10 protein-coding genes are annotated in these 18,126 nt (G+C 74.8%); 7 read left to right on the top strand and 3 right to left on the bottom strand.

The genetic code is table 11. The annotated features are described in order from the left end of the window. Window positions 1-39: 39 nt before the first annotated feature. Window positions 40-4,674, top strand: a complete 4,635-nt coding sequence (locus ACSP97_RS07015) for a hypothetical protein (RefSeq protein ID WP_355525548.1) — start codon at window positions 40-42, stop codon at window positions 4,672-4,674. A 138-nt stretch (window positions 4,675-4,812) separates the two neighbouring features. On the opposite strand, the gene ACSP97_RS07010 is transcribed toward ACSP97_RS07015, so the two are convergent. Together ACSP97_RS07010 and ACSP97_RS07005 are read right to left on the bottom strand one after the other, a co-directional pair. Beyond that, window positions 4,813-5,556 (bottom strand): IclR family transcriptional regulator, encoded by a 744-nt coding sequence (locus ACSP97_RS07010; RefSeq protein ID WP_382013868.1) that lies wholly within the window; start codon window positions 5,554-5,556, stop codon window positions 4,813-4,815. A 279-nt stretch (window positions 5,557-5,835) separates the two neighbouring features. After that, window positions 5,836-6,288 (bottom strand): hypothetical protein, encoded by a 453-nt coding sequence (locus tag ACSP97_RS07005; protein WP_382075823.1) that lies wholly within the window; start codon window positions 6,286-6,288, stop codon window positions 5,836-5,838. A 388-nt stretch (window positions 6,289-6,676) separates the two neighbouring features. Between ACSP97_RS07005 and ACSP97_RS07000 the strand changes: the two genes are divergently transcribed. The 6 genes from ACSP97_RS07000 (at window position 6,677) to ACSP97_RS06975 (ending at window position 15,396) form a co-directional block, all read left to right on the top strand. Then, window positions 6,677-9,469 carry a sensor histidine kinase gene (locus tag ACSP97_RS07000; protein WP_440556798.1) on the top strand — a complete coding sequence of 931 codons (2,793 nt, stop codon included), beginning with the start codon at window positions 6,677-6,679 and terminating at the stop codon, window positions 9,467-9,469. Next, on the top strand, window positions 9,466-9,900 hold the full coding sequence (locus ACSP97_RS06995; RefSeq protein ID WP_355150145.1) for a roadblock/LC7 domain-containing protein: 435 nt from the start codon (window positions 9,466-9,468) through the stop codon (window positions 9,898-9,900). The genes ACSP97_RS07000 and ACSP97_RS06995 overlap by 4 nt, the downstream gene beginning before the upstream one ends. Before the next feature lie 9 nt (window positions 9,901-9,909). Beyond that, on the top strand, window positions 9,910-10,305 hold the full coding sequence (locus ACSP97_RS06990; protein ID WP_180332075.1) for a DUF742 domain-containing protein: 396 nt from the start codon (window positions 9,910-9,912) through the stop codon (window positions 10,303-10,305). 24 nt (window positions 10,306-10,329) lie between these two features. After that, a complete protein-coding gene (locus ACSP97_RS06985; protein WP_440556795.1) occupies window positions 10,330-14,001 on the top strand; it encodes a hydantoinase B/oxoprolinase family protein in 3,672 nt (1,223 codons plus the stop codon). Next, window positions 13,982-14,581, top strand: coding sequence for a GTP-binding protein (locus ACSP97_RS06980; RefSeq protein WP_355525562.1), 600 nt, complete (start codon window positions 13,982-13,984; stop codon window positions 14,579-14,581). The genes ACSP97_RS06985 and ACSP97_RS06980 overlap by 20 nt, the downstream gene beginning before the upstream one ends. 278 nt (window positions 14,582-14,859) lie before the next feature. Further along, complete coding sequence (locus ACSP97_RS06975) at window positions 14,860-15,396, top strand: NUDIX domain-containing protein (protein ID WP_440556793.1); 537 nt, start codon at window positions 14,860-14,862, stop codon at window positions 15,394-15,396. A 174-nt stretch (window positions 15,397-15,570) separates the two neighbouring features. Here the strand turns inward: ACSP97_RS06975 and ACSP97_RS06970 are convergent, their stop codons facing one another. Then, the gene (locus tag ACSP97_RS06970) at window positions 15,571-17,919 is read right to left on the bottom strand and encodes a TIM-barrel domain-containing protein (protein WP_440556792.1); all 2,349 of its coding nucleotides are present in this window, start codon (window positions 17,917-17,919) and stop codon (window positions 15,571-15,573) included. Window positions 17,920-18,126 lie beyond the last annotated feature (207 nt).

The raw sequence follows: 18,126 nt of genomic DNA, 5'->3' as shown, positions 1-18,126 counted from the left end.
CGAACGACCGCACCTCCACCAGACTTACGAGAGTCCGCCATGTACGAGCTGTCCCGGGTCCGCCTCTACTCCATCGGACCCGCCGGTGCGCGCTACGCCGACACCGTGCTTGACCTGCGGGGCGTCGGCGAGCCCGTGCCCGATCCGGCGCCCACGCAGGCGGAGTTCTTCGAGGAGGAGCCGTCCGGTCCGCCGCGCCGCCCCGCGCCCGCGGGCGTGCTCTTCCTGGAGAACGGCGGCGGCAAGTCCGTGCTGCTCAAGCTGATCTTCTCGGTGATGCTGCCCGGCCACCGCAACACCCTCGGCGGCGCCAGCTCCGGCGTGCTGCGCAAGTTCCTGCTCGCCGACGACTGCGGCCACGTGGCCCTGGAGTGGCAGCACGTGCTGACCGGCGAGTGCGTCGTGGTCGGCAAGGTCAGCGAGTGGCGCGGCCGACAGGTCTCCAACGACCCGCGCAGGTTCGCCGAGGCCTGGTACTCCTTCCGGCCCGGCCCCGGACTCAGCCTGGACAACCTCCCGGTCGCCGAGTCCACCGCCGTACGGCCGCCCGTCGAGGGCGCCTCGGGCGCCCAGGGCCGCCGCCGCACCATGAAGGGCTTCCGCGACGCCCTGATGGAGGCGGGCAAGGCCTACCCGCACCTGGAGGTGCACTGGGAGGAGATCCACGAGCGCTGGACCGACCACCTCGGCGAACTCGGTCTCGACCCCGAACTCTTCCGCTACCAGCGGGAGATGAACGCCGACGAGGGCGAGGCCGCCGGCCTCTTCGCGGTCAAGAAGGACTCCGACTTCACCGACCTGCTGCTGCGCGCGGTCACCGACACCCGGGACACCGACGGCCTCGCCGACCTCGTCAGCGGCTTCGGCAACAAGCTCGGCCGGCGCGCCGAACTGATCGCCGAACGGGACTTCACGGCCGGCTCCGTCGACCTGCTCGGCCGCATCGTGGAGGCCGCCGACGCCCGCGCCCGCGCCCGCGACATCCACGCCGGCGCCGAGCGCCGCACCCGCACCCTCGCCCGGCGGCTGTCCGCGCGCGCCGTCCAGGAACGGATCCGGGCCACCGACCTCGCCCAGCGGGTCACCGCCGCCGCCTACGCCGTCACCCACTCCGAGGGCGCCCGCGAGCGCAGCTCCCTGATCGCCGCCGAACTCGCCTACCGGCACGCCTCGTTGGCCCTCGCCGCCGCCGAGAAGGCCGCCGCCGCGCAGAAGCGCGAGCTGGCCGACGCGCGCACCCTGCACTCCGCCTGGCAGGCCGCCGAGGTCGTGCTGCGCCACCGCGCCGCCGCCGACCGCGTCGCCCGCGTCTCCGCCGCCATCCAGGAGGCCGAACGGGACGCGGCCCCCGCCCTGGCCGCCCGCGCCAAGGCCGCCGTGGACCTCGTACGCGCCCTGCACGCCGCCGCCGAGAACGCCGAGAACCTGGCCAACGAGGGGGAGGAGCGCTCCGCCGCCCTCCAGGAGGCCGGCGACTCGGCCTACCGCGACTCCACCGCCGCCGCCACCGAGGCCCAGCGGGCCCGCAGCGAGGCCGGGCACCTGCGCCAACGGCTCGCCGAGGTCGAGCAGGAGACCGCCGAGGCGGTCCGGGCCGGCTGGCTGGACGACAGCGCCCCGGACGCCGACCCGGCCCGCGCCGCGCTCGCCGCCGCCGACGCCGAGAAGAGCGCGGTCGCCGCCTGGGACACCGCCCGGGAGGCCGCCCGCAAGGCCGCCGAACAGGCCCGTGAGACCGCCGCCGCGGAATCCCGCGCCGAGCTGACCGCGGCCCGCGCCGCCGACGCCGCGACCGCCGCCGAGCGCGCCCACGAGGCCGAGCGGCGCCTCGCCGACTCCCTGGCCGCCGAGGAACGGCTCGCCGAACTGCTGGGCCTGCCCGGCACGGCGGCCCGCGCGGGCCTGCCCGCCCAGCGCACCGAGGAGGCCGACGCCGGCCCCCGCGCGGACCGGGACGAGACCCCCGGCGGCCCGCTGACCGCCGCCGAACTCGACCGCTACGCCGACGAACTGCGCGAACTGCTGGGCGACGCCGTCAGCACCGCCGAACGCCAGCTCTTCGAACTGCGCACGGCCGCCGCCGACGACGCCCGCATCCTCGGCGCCCTCGGCGACGGCGGACTGCTGCCGCCCGGACCCGATGTGCTGGCCACCGTCGAGTTCCTCGGCGAGCACGGCATCCCCGCGCTGCCCGGCTGGCGCTACCTCGCGCAGGCCGTGGACCCCGCCGACCACGCGCGGGTGCTCGCCGCCCGCCCGGAACTGGTCGACGGCGTGATCATCACCGACCCGGACACCCACGCCCGGGCCCGCGAGGCACTGAGCGACGCCGCCCTGCTGCCCCGCTCCGCCGTGGCCGTCGGCACCGCCGCCGCGCTGCTCGCCCCGACCCCCGCCGAGGGCACCGAGTCCACCGGCGTGTTCCTGGTGCCGCCGAACCCGGCCATGCACGACGAGCACGCCGCCGACGAGGAACGCCAGGCCCTGCGCGCCCGCGCCACCGCGCGCGACGAGGAGATCCGGGCGCTCGCCGCCCGGCTCGGCAAGGACCGCGAACTCGCCGCCCGGCTCGCCTCCTGGCGCACCGGCTGCCCCGCGGGCCGCCTCGCCGAACTGGCCCGCGCCGCCGAGGAGGCCCGCGCCTTCGCCGAGGAGTCCGAGGCCGAGCTGGCCGAGGCCCGCACCGCGCGCGCCGAGGCCGAGGAGGCCGCCGCCGAGGCCGCCCGGCTCCGCGACGAACGGCAGGAGGCCGCCCAGAAGGCCCGGCGTGCCGCCGACGCCCTCGCCGGCCTCGCCTTCCGGCTGCGCGAACGCGCCGGCTGGCAGGCCCGGCTGCGGGAACTCGCCGACGAGGCCGCCGAGTGCGAGGCCCGCGCCCAGACCTGTCTGGAACGCGCCCGCGCCGCCGACGAGGACCGGCGCGCCGCCCAGCGCGCCGCCGACGACGCCCGCCGTACCGCCCGCGCGCTGCGCGCCGAGCGCTCCGAGATCGCCGGCGCCCCCGACGACGTACCGGCCCTGGACGAGGACGCGCCCAAGGCGTCCCTGCCCGCGCTGCGCGAGGCCTACCGGGCCGCCTCCCAGGTGTACGAGAAGGTCGGTGTCGGCGCCGACCTGCGTGCCGAGCAGGCCCGCGCCGAGAGCGACGAGAGTGCCGCCCGCGCCGAACTGGACCGGCTCAGCAACAAGGTCCGCACCCGCGCCGAGCAGCTGCTCGAATCGCCCGACGGCTCCGACGGGCCGTCCCGGCAGGCCGCCGCCGCCCGCGCCGAGGAGCTGGTGCAGCTCCTGGAGACCCGTATGTCCACGGCGAGCGAGCAGCTCGGCCGGCTGCGCGGCGAGGCCGAGCGGCACGCACCCGAGGACGGTGAGGCGCACACCCGGCTGCCCGAGGACCAGGAGCCGCGCGACGCCGAGCACGCCCAGGCGCTGCTGCGCACCGCCACCGGTGAACTCGCCGCCCGCACCGCCGCGTTGGCCGAGGCACGGGACGCCCACGCCGAACTCCTGGCGGCCCACCGCGCCGCCGAGGACGCGGCCGGCGGCTTCGACGAGATCGCCGCGATGCTCCGCGACCTGCTGCGCGAGCAGGCCGGCGACGAGGAACAGGAGGCCCCGGAGCCGTACCCGGGCAGTCTGGAGGAGGCCCGGCAGTCGGCCGCCGAGGCCCGCCGCTCGCTGCGCGGCTGCGCCGCCGACCTGTCCGCCGCCGAGGCCGCCGTGCGCGAGGCGAGCGACGTGCTGGTCCGGCACGCCAACTCCACCCGATACGAGCAGGTCCGCACCCCCGCCCGGCAGCAGATCCGCGAACTGCCCGCCGCCGCGCTGCCCGAGCACGCGCAGAAGTGGGCGGACGCCTTCGCGCCCCGGCTGCGCGTCCTCACCGACGAGCTGGCCCAGCTGGAGCGCAACCGCGACTCGATCGTGGACCGGCTGCGCGGCCTCGTGGAGTCGGCGCTGGCCACCCTGCGCTCCGCCCAGCGCCTGTCCCGGCTGCCCGAGGGCCTCGGCGAGTGGTCGGGGCAGGAGTTCCTGCGCATCCGCTTCGAGGAACCCGACCAGGCCACGCTGACCGAGCGGCTCGGCGAGGTCATCGACGACGCCACCCGCGCGGCCGTCAAGAAGAACTCCGACCTGCGCCGCGACGGCATGTCGCTGCTGCTGCGCGGTGTCGCGGCGGCGCTCCAGCCCAAGGGCGTGGCCGTCGAGATCCTCAAGCCGGACGCCGTGCTGCGCGCCGAGCGGGTTCCCGTCGGCCAGATGGGCGACGTCTTCTCCGGCGGCCAGCTGCTCACCGCGGCCATCGCCCTGTACTGCACCATGGCCGCGCTGCGCTCCAACGACCGGGGCCGCGACAAGCACCGGCACGCGGGCACGCTGTTCCTGGACAACCCGATCGGCCGCGCCAACGCGACCTACCTCCTGGAACTCCAGCGTGCCGTCTCCGACGCCCTCGGCGTCCAGCTCCTGTACACCACGGGCCTGTTCGACACCACGGCGCTCGCCGAGTTCCCCCTGGTCATCCGGCTGCGCAACGACGCGGACCTCAGGGCGGGCCTGAAGTACATCAGTGTGGAGGAGCACCTGCGGCCCGGTCTGCCGCAGCAGCCGCAGGCGGGCGAGGCGGTGCACAGCGAGATCACGGCGACCCGGATGTACAAGAAGCCGGCGTGAACACCGGGCGCCCGGGAGAACGGCCCGGGCGCCCGCTGTTGCGCATCGCAGGAGGGGTTGTGCGAAGGGGAACAGCCCCGGTGGAACGGCGCCCCGGGGCCGGCGAGGGCGCGCACCGGCCCCCGGCGCGCGGGTTCGTCAGAAGCCGTAGCCCATCCGGCGGGACAGCTCGGCGCCCGCCGCCACGGTCCGCTCGGCCACCTCGGTCAGCCGGTCCGGGCCGAGCCGGTACACCGGCCCCGAGACGCTGATCGCCGCGATCACCTCGCCGTCGTGCGAGCGCACCGGCGCGGCCACCGCTGCCAGGCCCAGCTCCAGCTCCTCCAGCGTCACCCCGTAGCCCTGCTCCACCACGGCGCGCAGCTCGGCCCGCAGCGTCGGGGCGCCGGTGACGGTGCGCTCCGTGAACCGGTGCAACGGCCGCGCCAGCAGGCCCTCGCGCAGGGTGGGCGGCAGGTGCGCGAGCAGCACCTTGCCGCTGGAGGTGGCGTGCAGCGGGGTGCGCCGGCCCAGCCAGTTCTGCGCGGTCACCGCGGCGGTGCCGCGGGCCTGCATGATGTTGACGGCCGCGTCGTCGTCCAGCACCGCGATGTTCACCGTCTCGCCCAGTTCGTCGGCGACCTCGCGGCAGACCGGGACGCCCTCCTGGGAGATGTCCAGCCGCACCGCCGCCGCCCCCGCGAGCCGCAGGACGCCGGCCCCCAGGTAGTACTTGCCGCGGTCCTTCGCCTGCGCCACCAGGCCCCGGTTCTCCAGGACGCCGAGCAGCCGGAACGCCGTGGACTTGTGCACGTCCAGCTCCTCCGCGATCTCGGTGACGCCCGCCTCGCCGTGCCGGGCGAGGATCTCCAGGACGCTCACGGCGCGGTCCACCGACTGCACCGCGCCGGCCGCTCCCCGACCGCCCGCCCTCTCCCGGGTCCCCGCGCGCGCCGCGCTCTGGTCGCCGGGGCCGGACTCGTTGCGTGTACGGGGCATGGCTGAGCTGTCACCACCTGCCGGCCCGCTCCGGGCCGCATCTGCGGGAAGCCCTGACGCGACGGTCGTCCCGCCCGGATTCTGTTGCGCATGGCGCTCGTGGATGCGCCATGCGAAACGCCATGCTACCGAAGCGCCCGTACAGCGGGCAGGCCGCGCTCACCGCGTCCGTGCGGGACGGGATCAGGGATGCGACAGCCGCTCCCTGCCGGCCCGCCGCCGTATCCGCTCCTGCTCCCGCAGCGCCGCCCGCTCCTGGCGCCGGCGGGCACGCCGCTCCCGGCGCAGCGCCCGTGCGGTGCTGCTCGGCTCGGAGATCACGCCGTACCGCTGGTTCCACACCTGGCGGGTCACCCACACGTCGACCACGGCCCAGGTGGCCACCACGGTGCTCGCCACGCTGCTGATCACCATGGGGAACGCCAGCCAGGACCCGGCCATGGTGCTCAGGAAGGCCACCATCGCCTGTATCAGCGTCAGCGAGATGACGAGCAGCGCCCGCACCGCCGCCGTACGCACCGGATCGGGCAGCGGATGCCGCCGCGCGGGCTCCTCCACCCACAACGGCCGGTACTCCCGCTGCGCCTCGCGCCGCTCCGCAGTGCCCTTCACGCTGTCACTCCCCACCGCCGGCAGACCGCTCGCCCCGAAGTCCGAAGACCCGACTCCCCACTAGCTGCCCGGCTTGCGCTGATTTACGCCGCACGAGGTACGGGACAGGGCCTTCCCGGCCCATTCCGCCCCCAACTCCCGTAGAGAAGGACGAACAAGACCGACCGAAGATTCCCGGCTGGGAAAAATTCCAGCCAACGCCTTTCCCGCCCCGGCGCCCGGCCCCGGCGCACCCCCGCCGGATCGCGGTGGCAATCTCCCGCAATGCCCGGACAACTCGCCCTCCGCCGCCCCGGGTACGGAAGTTCACCTTCCAGACAGGCCTTCGAGTTGGCTGTACGTCGGTAGTAGGCTCGCGCCGTTTGTTGACGCACATGCGCACCCCCGGCCGGGGGTCGAGCTGGGGGAGGCCATGCGCTTTCGCGGGAAGTCGATCCGCCGGAAGATCGTGGCGCTGCTTCTCGTGCCGCTGCTGTCCCTGACCGTCATCTGGGGCTTCGCCACCGTGGTCACGGGCCGGGACGTGGCCCAGCTCTTCCGGGTCTCCGATGTCATGCAGAACATCGGCTACCCCACCGAGGACACCGTCCGCGTCCTCCAGCAGGAACGCCGGCAGACCCTCGTCTACCTCGCCGACCCGCGCGCCTCCGACTCCCTGTCGGCGCTCCGGCGCACCCGCACCGCCACCGACGGCGCGATCGCGAAGGTCCGCGAGAACGCGAGGAAACGGCACCTGCGCCACGGCCTCGGCACCCAGGGCAGCGAACATCTCACCGCCGTCCTGGACGCCTTCACCGGGCTGGACTCGCTGCGCCACAGCGTCGAGGACGGCACCACCAGCCGCGCCCAGGCGTACGAGCTGTACAACCGGCTGATCGACCCCTGCTACGCGCTGCTCGGCGGCCTCGACGGCATCGACGACGTCGACATGGACAAGCAGGCCCACGCCCTGGTCAACGTCGACCGGGCCCGCGAACTGCTCTCCCGCGAGGACGCCCTGCTCGGCTCCTCCCTCGTCGTCGGCCGGCTCACCCGCGAGGAGACCCGCGAGATCTCCGACCTGGTCGCCCAGCGCACCCTGCTGTACGACATCAGCCTGCCGCTGCTGCCCGCCGCCGAACGCGAGCGCTACGAGCAGTTCTGGACGAACGCCGGCACCGCCCCGCTGCGGTTGGCCGAACAGACCGTCGTCGACAACGGTTCCGGCACCCCCGGCGAGGTCACCGCCCAGAGCTGGGACTCCGCCGCGGGCAGCGTCCTGGACGACCTCGGCAGCCTGGACGACCAGGCGGGCGACCGCTTCCAGGACCGGGTCCACCCCGTCGCCATGCGGGTCATCGCCCAGGCCGCGATCGCGGGCCTGCTCGGCCTGCTCGCCCTGCTGATCTCCCTCTTCCTGTCCGTGCGGATGGGCCGTGGCCTCATCCGGGACCTGCGCCGGCTGCGTCTGGAGGCGCACGAGGCGTCCGGCGTCCGGCTGCCCGGCGTGATGCGCCGCCTGTCGGCGGGCGAACGGATCGACGTGGAGACCGAGGTGCCGCGCCTGGAGTACGACAAGAACGAGATAGGCGAGGTCGGCCAGGCCCTCAACACCCTCCAGCGCGCCGCCGTCGAGGCCGCCGTCAAGCAGTCCGAACTGCGCGCCGGTGTCTCCGAGGTCTTCGTCAACCTCGCCCGCCGCAGCCAGGTGCTGCTGCACAAGCAGCTCACCCTCCTCGACACCATGGAGCGCCGGACCGAGGACACCGACGAACTCGCCGACCTCTTCCGTCTGGACCACCTCACCACCCGTATGCGCCGGCACGCCGAGGGCCTGGTGATCCTCTCCGGTGCCGCGCCCTCCCGGCAGTGGCGCCGCCCCGTGCAGCTGATGGACGTGGTCCGCGCCGCCGTCGCCGAGGTCGAGGACTACGAGCGCGTCGAGGTCCGCCGGCTGCCCAGGGTCGCCGTGACCGGCCCGGCCGTCGCCGACCTCACCCACCTCGTGGCCGAACTCCTGGAGAACGCCACGGTGTTCTCACCCCCGCACACCGCCGTCCAGGTCATCGGCGAGCGGGTCGCCAACGGCTTCACCCTGGAGATCCACGACCGGGGGCTCGGCATGACGGCCGAGGCACTGCTCGAAGCCAACCTCCGCCTCGCCGAGACCCCCGAGTTCGAACTCTCCGACACCGACCGGCTCGGCCTGTTCGTGGTCAGCCGGCTCGCCCAGCGGCAGAACGTCCGCGTCTCCCTGCAGCCCTCGCCGTACGGCGGCACCACCGCCATCGTCTTCATCCCCGACGCGCTGCTCAGCGACGACGTCCCGGACACCAACGGCATCGGCTTCCGCCTCGACCGGGCCGCGAACAACCCCGGGCGCACGACCGGGAGTTCCCGGGCCACGGCGCAACTGCCCGGCGCCCCCACCACGGTGCTCGACGGCCCCGTGGAGCTGGAGTCGCCCGTCGACCTCGACGACCTGGACGACTTCCCCGGCGCCCTGCCCGACGAGGACAGCGAGCGCGGCGGACTGTTCCGTCCCCGCCGCGCCCTGGGCCGGGGCGACGACCCGGCCGAGGACCGGTCGGCCGACCGCCCGGCGGGGGAGGGGGACGGCGAGACCGGGCCGCGCCCGCTGCCGCGGCGCCAGCCGCCCAAGCTGGTCAGCTCGCACGGCAGGCCGGTCGCCGGCCGGCGCCCCCGCCGCCCCGAGCCGGGCCGCCGGGGCCCCACGGATCCGGAGCGGACCGACCCGGACCACAGGGACGAGAACCCGTCCCGGCCCGAGCGCGGCGGGCCCGCGCCGCTGCCCCGCCGCACCACGGCCGCCCGGCGGCGGGCCGAACCCGAAGACCTCCCGGGCGCCGGGGACGCCGCCCCGGCCGGCGGCCCCGCCAAGACTCCCGGCGCCCCGGCCCTGCCCCGGCGGACCGGGACCGCCCCCGGCGGACCGGCCCGCACCGCCCTTCCCGGCGCGACGGACCCGGGCGAGGGGGCACTGCCCCGGCGCGTCCGGCAGGCCAGCCTCGCCCACCAGCTCAGGCAGGACCCCGAACGGCGCTCCGGGCGCGCACAGGCGCCCGCCGACCGCGACGCCGACGAGGTCCGCAGCCGTATGGCCTCGCTCCAGCGCGGCTGGCAGCGCGGCCGCGAGGAGAACGCCACGGGCGACACCGCCCGCGATGGCACAGCACAAGGAACCACTAAGGGGGACGGTCGATGACCGCACCGAAGGCGACCGACCACACGGCGACGGGCAGCAGGGAGCTGAACTGGCTCCTGGACGACCTCGTCGACCGCGTCGCCAGCATCCGCAAGGCCGTCGTCCTCTCCGGCGACGGTCTGCCCACCGGCGTGTCCAAGGACCTGACCAGGGAGGACGGCGAGCATCTGGCCGCCGTGGCATCCGGCTTCCACAGCCTCGCCAAGGGCGTGGGCCGCCACTTCGACGCGGGCGGCGTCCGGCAGACCGTGGTCGAGCTGGACGACGCCTTCCTGTTCGTCACCGCCGCCGGGGACGGCAGCTGCCTCGCGGTCCTGTCCGACGCCGACTCCGACGTCGGACAGGTCGCCTACGAGATGACGCTCCTGGTCAAGCGGGTCGGCGATCATCTGGGCACCGCCCCGCGTACGGACCTGCCCGCGGGCGGGTAGTGGGATGACATGAGCGGAGACGGTCAGGTGACAAGCCACTGGTTCGACGACGAAGCCGGACCGGTCGTCCGTCCGTACGCCATGACGCGCGGCCGTACCACCAGTGCGGCCCAGCACCGCCTCGACCTGATCGCGGTGGTCGTCACGGAGCCCGGCGCCGGGGACGCGGACACGGACCCGACGCTCTCGCCCGAGCACGTGGACATCGTGGAGTTGTGCCGCACCGCCCCGCAGTCGGTCGCCGAGCTCGCCGCGGAACTCGACCTGCCCATCGGCGTGGTCCGGGTCCTCGTCGGCGACCTCGTGCACGCGGAACTCGTCCATGTCACCCGGCCGGTGCCCCCGGCCGAGCTGCCGGACGAGAGTATTCTGCGCGACGTGATCAACGGCCTGCGGGCGCTGTGACCGGCGCGGAAGCGGAGTACTGACGTGACAGGCTGGCAGTTCTGGGTCGACCGAGGCGGCACCTTCACCGACATCGTCGCGCGCCGCCCGGACGGCCGGCTGCTCACCCACAAGGTGCTCTCCGACCAACCCGGCCGCCCGCACGCCGGGTCCGGCCCGGGCGGCGGCCGGACCGCCACCGACGCGGCCGTCGCCGGCATCCGCGCCCTCCTCGGCGACTCCCGGGAGCCGGTGGAGGCCGTCCGGATGGGCACCACGGTCGCCACCAACGCCCTTCTGGAACGCACCGGCGAACCCACCCTCCTGGTCATCACCCGGGGTTTCCGCGATGCCCTGCGCATCGCCTACCAGAACCGGCCGAGCATCTTCGCCCGCCGCATCGACCTGCCCGAACCGCTCTACGTCCGGGTGATCGAGGCCGACGAGCGCATCGCCGCCGACGGCACGGTGCTGCGCGCCCCCGACCTGGACGCGCTCGCCCCGCAACTGCGCGCGGCCCACGACGACGGGATCCGCGCCGTCGCCGTCGTCTGCCTGCACAGCCACCTCCACCCCGCCCACGAACGCGCCATCGGGGAACTCGCCGCCCGCACCGGCTTCCCGCAGATCTCGCTGTCCAGCGAGGTCAGCCCGCTGATGAAGCTCGTCCCCCGCGGCGACACCGCGGTGGCCGACGCCTATCTCTCGCCCGTGCTGCACCGCTACGTCCGCCACGTGGCCGGCGAACTCCATGGGGTGCGGCTGATGTTCATGCAGTCCAACGGCGGGCTCACCGAGGCGGGGCAGTTCCGTGGCAAGGACGCGGTGCTGTCCGGACCGGCCGGCGGCATCGTCGGCATGGCCCGGATGTCGCAGCGGGCGGGCTTCGACCGGGTCATCGGCTTCGACATGGGCGGCACCTCCACCGACGTCTCGCACTTCGCCGGCGCCTACGAACGGGTCTTCGACACCCGCGTCGCGGGCGTCCGGCTGCGCGCCCCCATGCTCGACATCCACACCGTGGCCGCGGGCGGCGGCTCCGTGCTCCACTTCGACGGCTCCCGCTACCGCGTCGGCCCCGACTCGGCCGGCGCCGACCCCGGCCCCGCCTGCTACCGGGCGGGCGGCCCGCTCACCGTCACCGACGCCAACGTGATGCTCGGGCGCATCCAGCCCGCCCACTTCCCGGCCGTGTTCGGGCCGGGCGGCGACCAGCCGCTGGACGTGGCACTCGTCCGCGACCGGTTCACCGCGCTCGCCCACGAGATCCACGAGGCCACCGGCGACCGGCGGACCCCGGAACAGGTCGCGGAGGGTTATCTGCGGATCGCCGTCGCCAACATCGCCAACGCCGTCAAGCGGATCTCCGTCCAGAAGGGCCACGACATCACCCGGTACGCCCTCACCACCTTCGGTGGCGCGGGCGGCCAGCACGCGTGCCGGGTCGCCGAGTCGCTCGGCATCCGCACCGTCCTCGTACCCCCCATGGCCGGGGTCCTCTCCGCGCTCGGCATCGGTCTCGCCGACACCACCGCCATGCGCGAGCAGTCCGTCGAGGCCCCGCTGGAGCCCGCCGCCATGCCCGGTGTCCGCGCGACCGCCGACGACCTGGCGGCGGCCGCCCGCGCCGAACTCGTCGCCGAGGACGTCCCCGAGGACCGCATCCGGGTCACCCACCGCGCCCAGCTCCGCTACGACGGCACCGACACCACCCTCACCGTCGAACTGGCCGAGCCCGACGCCATGCGGCACGCCTTCGAGGAGCGGCATCGCGCCACCTACTCCTTCATCCTCGACCGCCCGATCGTCGTGGAAGCCCTTTCCGTCGAGGCCACCGGCATCACCGCACCCCCCGATCTGTCCGCCCTCGCCCCGTACGAGGGGCGGCCCGCCGCACCCGAGACCGTCCGCCTGCACACCGGCGGCTCCTGGCGCGACGTACCCCTGCACCGCCGCGAGGACCTTCCTCCCGGCACATGCCTCACCGGCCCGGCGGTCGTCACCGAGGCCAGTGCGACGACCGTCGTGGACGACGGCTGGCGGGCCGCGGTGCGCGACGACGGGCATCTGGTCCTGGAACGCACGGCGGTCACGCGGAGTTCCGACGCCGACACGGAAACCGACCCGGTGCTCCTGGAGGTCTTCAACAACCTCTTCATGTCGATCGCCGAACAGATGGGCGCCCGCCTGGAGTCCACCGCCCAGTCCGTCAACATCAAGGAACGCCTGGACTTCTCCTGCGCCCTGTTCGACCCGGACGGCAACCTGGTGGCCAACGCCCCGCACATCCCCGTCCACCTGGGCTCCATGGGCACCAGCGTCAAGGAGGTCATCCGCCGTCGCGGCACCGCGATGCGACCGGGCGACACCTACGCCGTCAACGACCCGTACCACGGCGGCACGCACCTGCCGGACGTCACCGTGATCACCCCGGTCTTCGACACCGACCTCGCGCGGGGCCCGGAACAGCGGCCCCGCATCCTGTTCCACGTCGCCTCGCGCGGCCACCACGCGGAGATCGGCGGCATCGCCCCCGGCTCCATGCCCGCCCACAGCCGCACCATCGAGGAGGAGGGGGTCCTCTTCGACAACTGGCTGCTCGCCGAGGACGGCCGCTTCCGCGAGGAGGAGACCCGCCGCCTGCTCACCGAGGCTCCCCACCCCTCCCGCAACCCCCGCACCAACCTCGCCGACCTGCGCGCGCAGATCGCCGCCAACCAGAAGGGCGTGGACGAGGTCCGCCGCATGATCGACGAGTTCGGCCTCGACGTCGTCCAGGCCTATATGCGGCACGTCCAGGACAACGCCGAGGAGGCCGTCCGCCGCGTCATCGACGCCCTGGACGACGGGGCGTACGCCTACGAGACCGACTCCGGCGCCGTCATCCGCGTCCGGGTGCGCGTCGACCGGGCCGAGCGCCGCGCCACCATCGACTTCACCGGCACCTCGGCGCAGCTCGCCACCAACTTCAACGCCCCGTTCGCCGTCGTCAACGCGGCCGTCCTGTACGTCTTCCGCACCCTGGTCGCCGACGACATCCCGCTCAACGACGGCTGTCTGCGCCCCCTGGACATCATCGTGCCGCCCGGCTCCCTGCTCGCGCCCGAGCCGTCGGCGGCCGTCGTCGCCGGCAACGTGGAGACCTCACAGGCCATCACCGGCGCCCTGTACGCCGCGCTCGGCGTCCAGGCCGAGGGCTCCGGCACGATGAACAACGTCACCTTCGGCAACGAACACCACCAGTACTACGAGACCGTCGCCTCCGGCTCGGGCGCGGGCGACGGCTTCCCCGGCGCCGACGTCGTCCAGACCCACATGACCAACTCCCGGCTCACCGACCCCGAGGTCCTGGAGTGGCGGCTGCCCGTCCGCCTCGAAGAGTTCGCCGTCCGGCACGGCAGCGGCGGCGCCGGGACCTGGCGCGGCGGTGACGGCGCCGTGCGCCGTATCCGGTTCCTGGAGCCCATGACCGTCTCCGCCCTCTCCCAGCACCGCCGCGTGCCCCCGTACGGAATGGCGGGCGGCGCACCCGGGGCGCTCGGCGCCAACCGGGTGGAGCGGGCCGACGGCACGGTCACCGACCTCGGCGGCAGCGGCTCCACGGACGTCGGCCCCGGCGACGTCCTCGTCATCGAAACCCCCGGTGGCGGCGGCTACGGCCGGCCGTCGCCCGATCCCCAGCAAGCAGGAGAAGCGAATGGTCTTCGGCCGTTCTGAGCACGGAAAGCCCCCGGTCGAGCCGGTCACGCTCAAGATCCTCGTGGCCGGCGGCTTCGGCGTCGGCAAGACCACCCTGGTCGGCGCGATCAGCGAGATCAGGCCGCTGCGCACCGAGGAGACGCTGACCGAGGCGGGGCGCCCGGTCGACGACGTCAGCGGGGTGGAGGGCAAGCACACCACGACCGTCGCCATGGACTTCGGCCGGATCACCCTGCGCGAGGGCCTGGTGCTCTACCTCTTCGGCACGCCCGGGCAGGAACGGTTCTGGTTCATGTGGGACGAGCTGTCCGAGGGCGCGCTGGGCGCCGTCGTGCTCGCCGACACCCGCCGCCTGGAGGACTGCTTCGCCGCCGTCGACTACTTCGAACGGCGCTCCATCCCCTTCCTGGTCGCCGTCAACTGCTTCGACGGCGCCGCCCGTTACCCGGCCGACGCGGTCCGCCAGGCGCTCGACCTGGACCCCCAGGTGCCGGTGCTGCTCTGCGACGCCCGCGACCGGGAGTCGGCCAAGGAGGTCATCATCGACCTCGTCGAACACGCCATGCGCCGCCCCTCCGCCCACCAACTGGCCACGTGACGACCGCCTGGCAGGCCAACGGGCGGGCGTGGCCGGGCGGTTGGCGGGTTGCCCTCGGTTGACCGGGACGGGCGGGCCGGCGGCGCGAACAGTTCGCCCTGCGCCGGCTGAGCCCCCGCCGAGCGACCGCGGGTGCCCGGGTGCGCGGCCATGCTCGCCCTTCCGTCCGAACGAAGCTGACGGAATGTCAGAGATATGTCACTGACGACCGGAAAAGGGCAGACCCGACCGCACGGCTTCCGGAAGACGTCCCTCCCGTGATCGGATACAGTCCGCGCGTGTCCGAAAACAAGCAACCAACTGCCAACTCCGCGCCTGGCTCGCACTGTTCGACCTGCGGAGTGCCCTATGGAGAGGGCGTCACCGGCTGGCCGCGCACCTGCCCGTCCTGCGGCACCGTCGCCTACCGCAACCCGCTGCCCGTGGCCATCGCGCTCCAGCCCGTCTACGACACCGAGGGCACCGCCCTGGTCGTCATCACCCGCGCCATCGACCCGGCCCGCGGCGGCACGGCCCTGCCCGGCGGCTACGTCGACGACCGCGAGGACTGGAAACAGGCCGTCGTCCGCGAGCTCAAGGAGGAGACCGGTATCGACGCGGCCGCCCGTGACGTGCGGCTCGTGGACGCCATGAGCTCGCCCGACGGCCATCTGCTGCTGTTCGGCCTGCTCCCCGAACGCCCGGCCGACGTCCTGCCGCCCTCCGCCCCCACCGCCGAGACGGCCGGCCGGCATCTGCTGCGCAGGCCCGAGGAACTGGCCTTCCCCCTGCACAGCGCCGCGGTGCGAGCCTTCTTCGAAGGCCGCTACATCTGACGGCCGCGGCTCGGCCGGGCCGCGCGCCCGCTCGGCCCGGCGAGTCCGCGCCACCCGTTGGGCCCGGCCGGCCGGCGCCGGTATCCGGTCACGCCGAGCCCGGGCGCCCGGCGGGCTCGGCCAGGCCCACCCGGGCCCCCGCACCGCCTCACCGCACTCCCGCACCCGCCCAGCTCACCCGAGCCCCCGTACCCGCACCGGCCAGGACGGGGTGCTCGACCCGTCCTCTCCCTCCCGGGTGACCACCACGCTCCCGCCCTGCCGGCGGGCGACGTACCGTTCGAGCTCCGGTTCCGCCCAGCCGTCGCCCGCGTCCGGTACCACCAGTCCGCCCCCGGTGCGGCCGGGTGCCGGTGCCCACGCCTCCAGTTCCGGGCCCTCGTCGCCGCGCACGGGCAGCACCGCGCCCGCCCGCGCGAACACCGGTATGCGCCCCGGCGGCGCCGCCACGACCACCCGAGCCGGACCCTCGTAGGCCCGCTCCGTCGCCGTGTCGTACCAGCGGCCCCGCGGCAACCGCACCGTACGCCGGTCGGCACCGGGTTCGAGCACGGGCGCGACCAGCAGGCCGTCGCCCAGCAGGAAGGCGTCCTCGCAGTCCCGCAACGCCCGGTCCTCCGGCGCCCCCCACCACACCGGCCGCACGTAGGGCGCGCCGGTCCGGCGGGCCAGATGGGCCAGCGTCACGAAGTACGGCAGCAGCCGCCGACGCTCCCGTAGTGCCGCCCGCGCGTGCTCCAGCACCTCGGGCCCGAACTCCCACGGCTCCCGGCGCCCCGCGCGCGGCCCGGCGTGGGTGCGGAACAGCGGCAGGTACGCGCCGAGCTGGAACCAGCGCAGATACAGCTCCGGCGAGGGACTGCCGTCGAACCCGCCGATGTCGGGACCCGAGTACGGCACCCCGCACAGACCGAGCCCCAGCACCAGCGACAGCGACGCCCGCAGCCCCGGCCAGCCCGTCGCCACCTCACCGGACCAGGTGCCGCCGTAGCGCTGTATCCCCGCCCAGCCGGACCGGGAGAACAGGAACGGCCGCTCCTCGGGCGCCAGTTCGCGCAGCCCCTCGTAGCCCGCCCGTGCCATGCACAGCGCGTACACGTTGTGCGCCTCACGATGGTCCCCGCCGCGCCCCTCCAGGGCGTGCCGGGCCGAACGCGGCAGCGTCGGCTCCCCGAAGGCGTTGAAGGACACCGGCTCGTTCATGTCGTGCCAGAACCCGGCGAACCCCTGCGCCAGCCGCTCCTCGTACAGCCCGCCCCACCACGCGCGCACCCGCGGGTCCGTGAAGTCCGGGTACACCGACTCGCCGGCCCACACCACGCCCCGCACCGGCCGCCCCGACGCGTCCCGCACGAACGCGTCCACCGCCGTCCCGCTGTCGTGCACCGCGTTGCCCGCGACCGCCTTCACCGCCGGGTCGACGACCGACACCAGCCGGATCCCGTCCCGGCGCAGCTCCTCGGCGAGCACCGGAAGCTTCGGGAACCGGTCCCGGTCGACGGTGAACACCTGGTGGTCGTCGTAGTGGTCGACGTGCAGGTGGACGGCGTCCAGCGGCAGATCCCGCTCCTGGTAGCCCGCCACGGTCCGGCGCAGTTCCTGCTCGCTGCCGAACCCCCACCGCGCGTGATGGTGGCCGAGCGCCCAGGACGGCGGCAGCGCGGGCGCCCCCGTCAGCGCGGCCCAGGTGTGCAGCACGCGCGACGGCGCCCCCACCATCACCCAGCAGCGCAGCGGACCGCCGTCCATCCGCAGCTCGCAGTGCCCCGCCCGGTCGTGCCCGGACCCCGCGCCCTCCTCGCCCTCGCGCAGCACCACCGTGCCGTCCCAGGTGGTGTCGTGGAAGACCAGGTGCGTCCCCGCGTCCGCCACCACCAGCTGCACCGGCATCGTCAGGTACAGCGGATCGTCGCCGGGGCCGAACGCGCCGCCCGGATCGGTGTTCCACAGCCGGTACGAGCCGTCCCGCAGCCGCGGGCCCGACGCGCGCCCGCCGAGCCCGAAGAACCGGGCGTCCGCCGCCACCTCCGACCGCTGCAGCCACCGCCCCGGACCCCCGCCGACCGGCTCCCACCAGCGCGGCGGCAGCTCCCGCCGCAGCACCACCCCGCCCGGCGTGCACACGTCCACCGCGCCGTGCCGGGAGACCACGACGGTCACCCGCTCGGCCACCACCCGCCAGCCGCCGTCGGTGTCCGGCTCCAGCACCGCCCGCGGATCCGGCTCGGGACAGCCCCCCGCCAGCGCGTACGACGGCTGCGGTGCCGCCCCGTCCCAGCCCCAGAACACCGCCCCGTTCACCGCCACCGTGATCCGCAGCTCCGAGCGGCTGAACCGGATCACCCCGCCACCGGGGCCCGGCCGCGCCTCCTCCACCCGCCCCGGGACCCGCGCCCGCTCCGCTCCCCGCCGGGGCAGCCCGACGGCGTCGATCCGCCGTCTGCGCCACGCCGCCCGCACCCCCCGCGCCGCCCGCCCCGAACCGATCACACGCACCGAACGCACCAGGTCACGACCGTCCATGCTGCTCACCCTGCCACCGAGCGCCCCGGCCGCGCGTGCCGTTCAATTTCCGTTCACCTGCGCCGGGGTGCCTTTCACCACTCGGATGATATGAAGCACCCCTGGTGCGGAAGTCGATCACATGGCATCGTCCCTGTCAGCCGCGTCACGCGCACACCCCAGCCCGTGCGCGGACCGACGCACACGACGCGCACAGTCCGGGAGCCG

Origin of the sequence: Streptomyces sp. SCPE 10 (assembly GCF_051980735.1) — a bacterium.
Taxonomy (GTDB): Bacteria; Actinomycetota; Actinomycetes; order Streptomycetales; family Streptomycetaceae; genus Streptomyces; species Streptomyces misionensis.
Note: the sequence above shows the minus strand (reverse complement) of the source record. Positions and strands in the feature narration are given on the sequence as shown.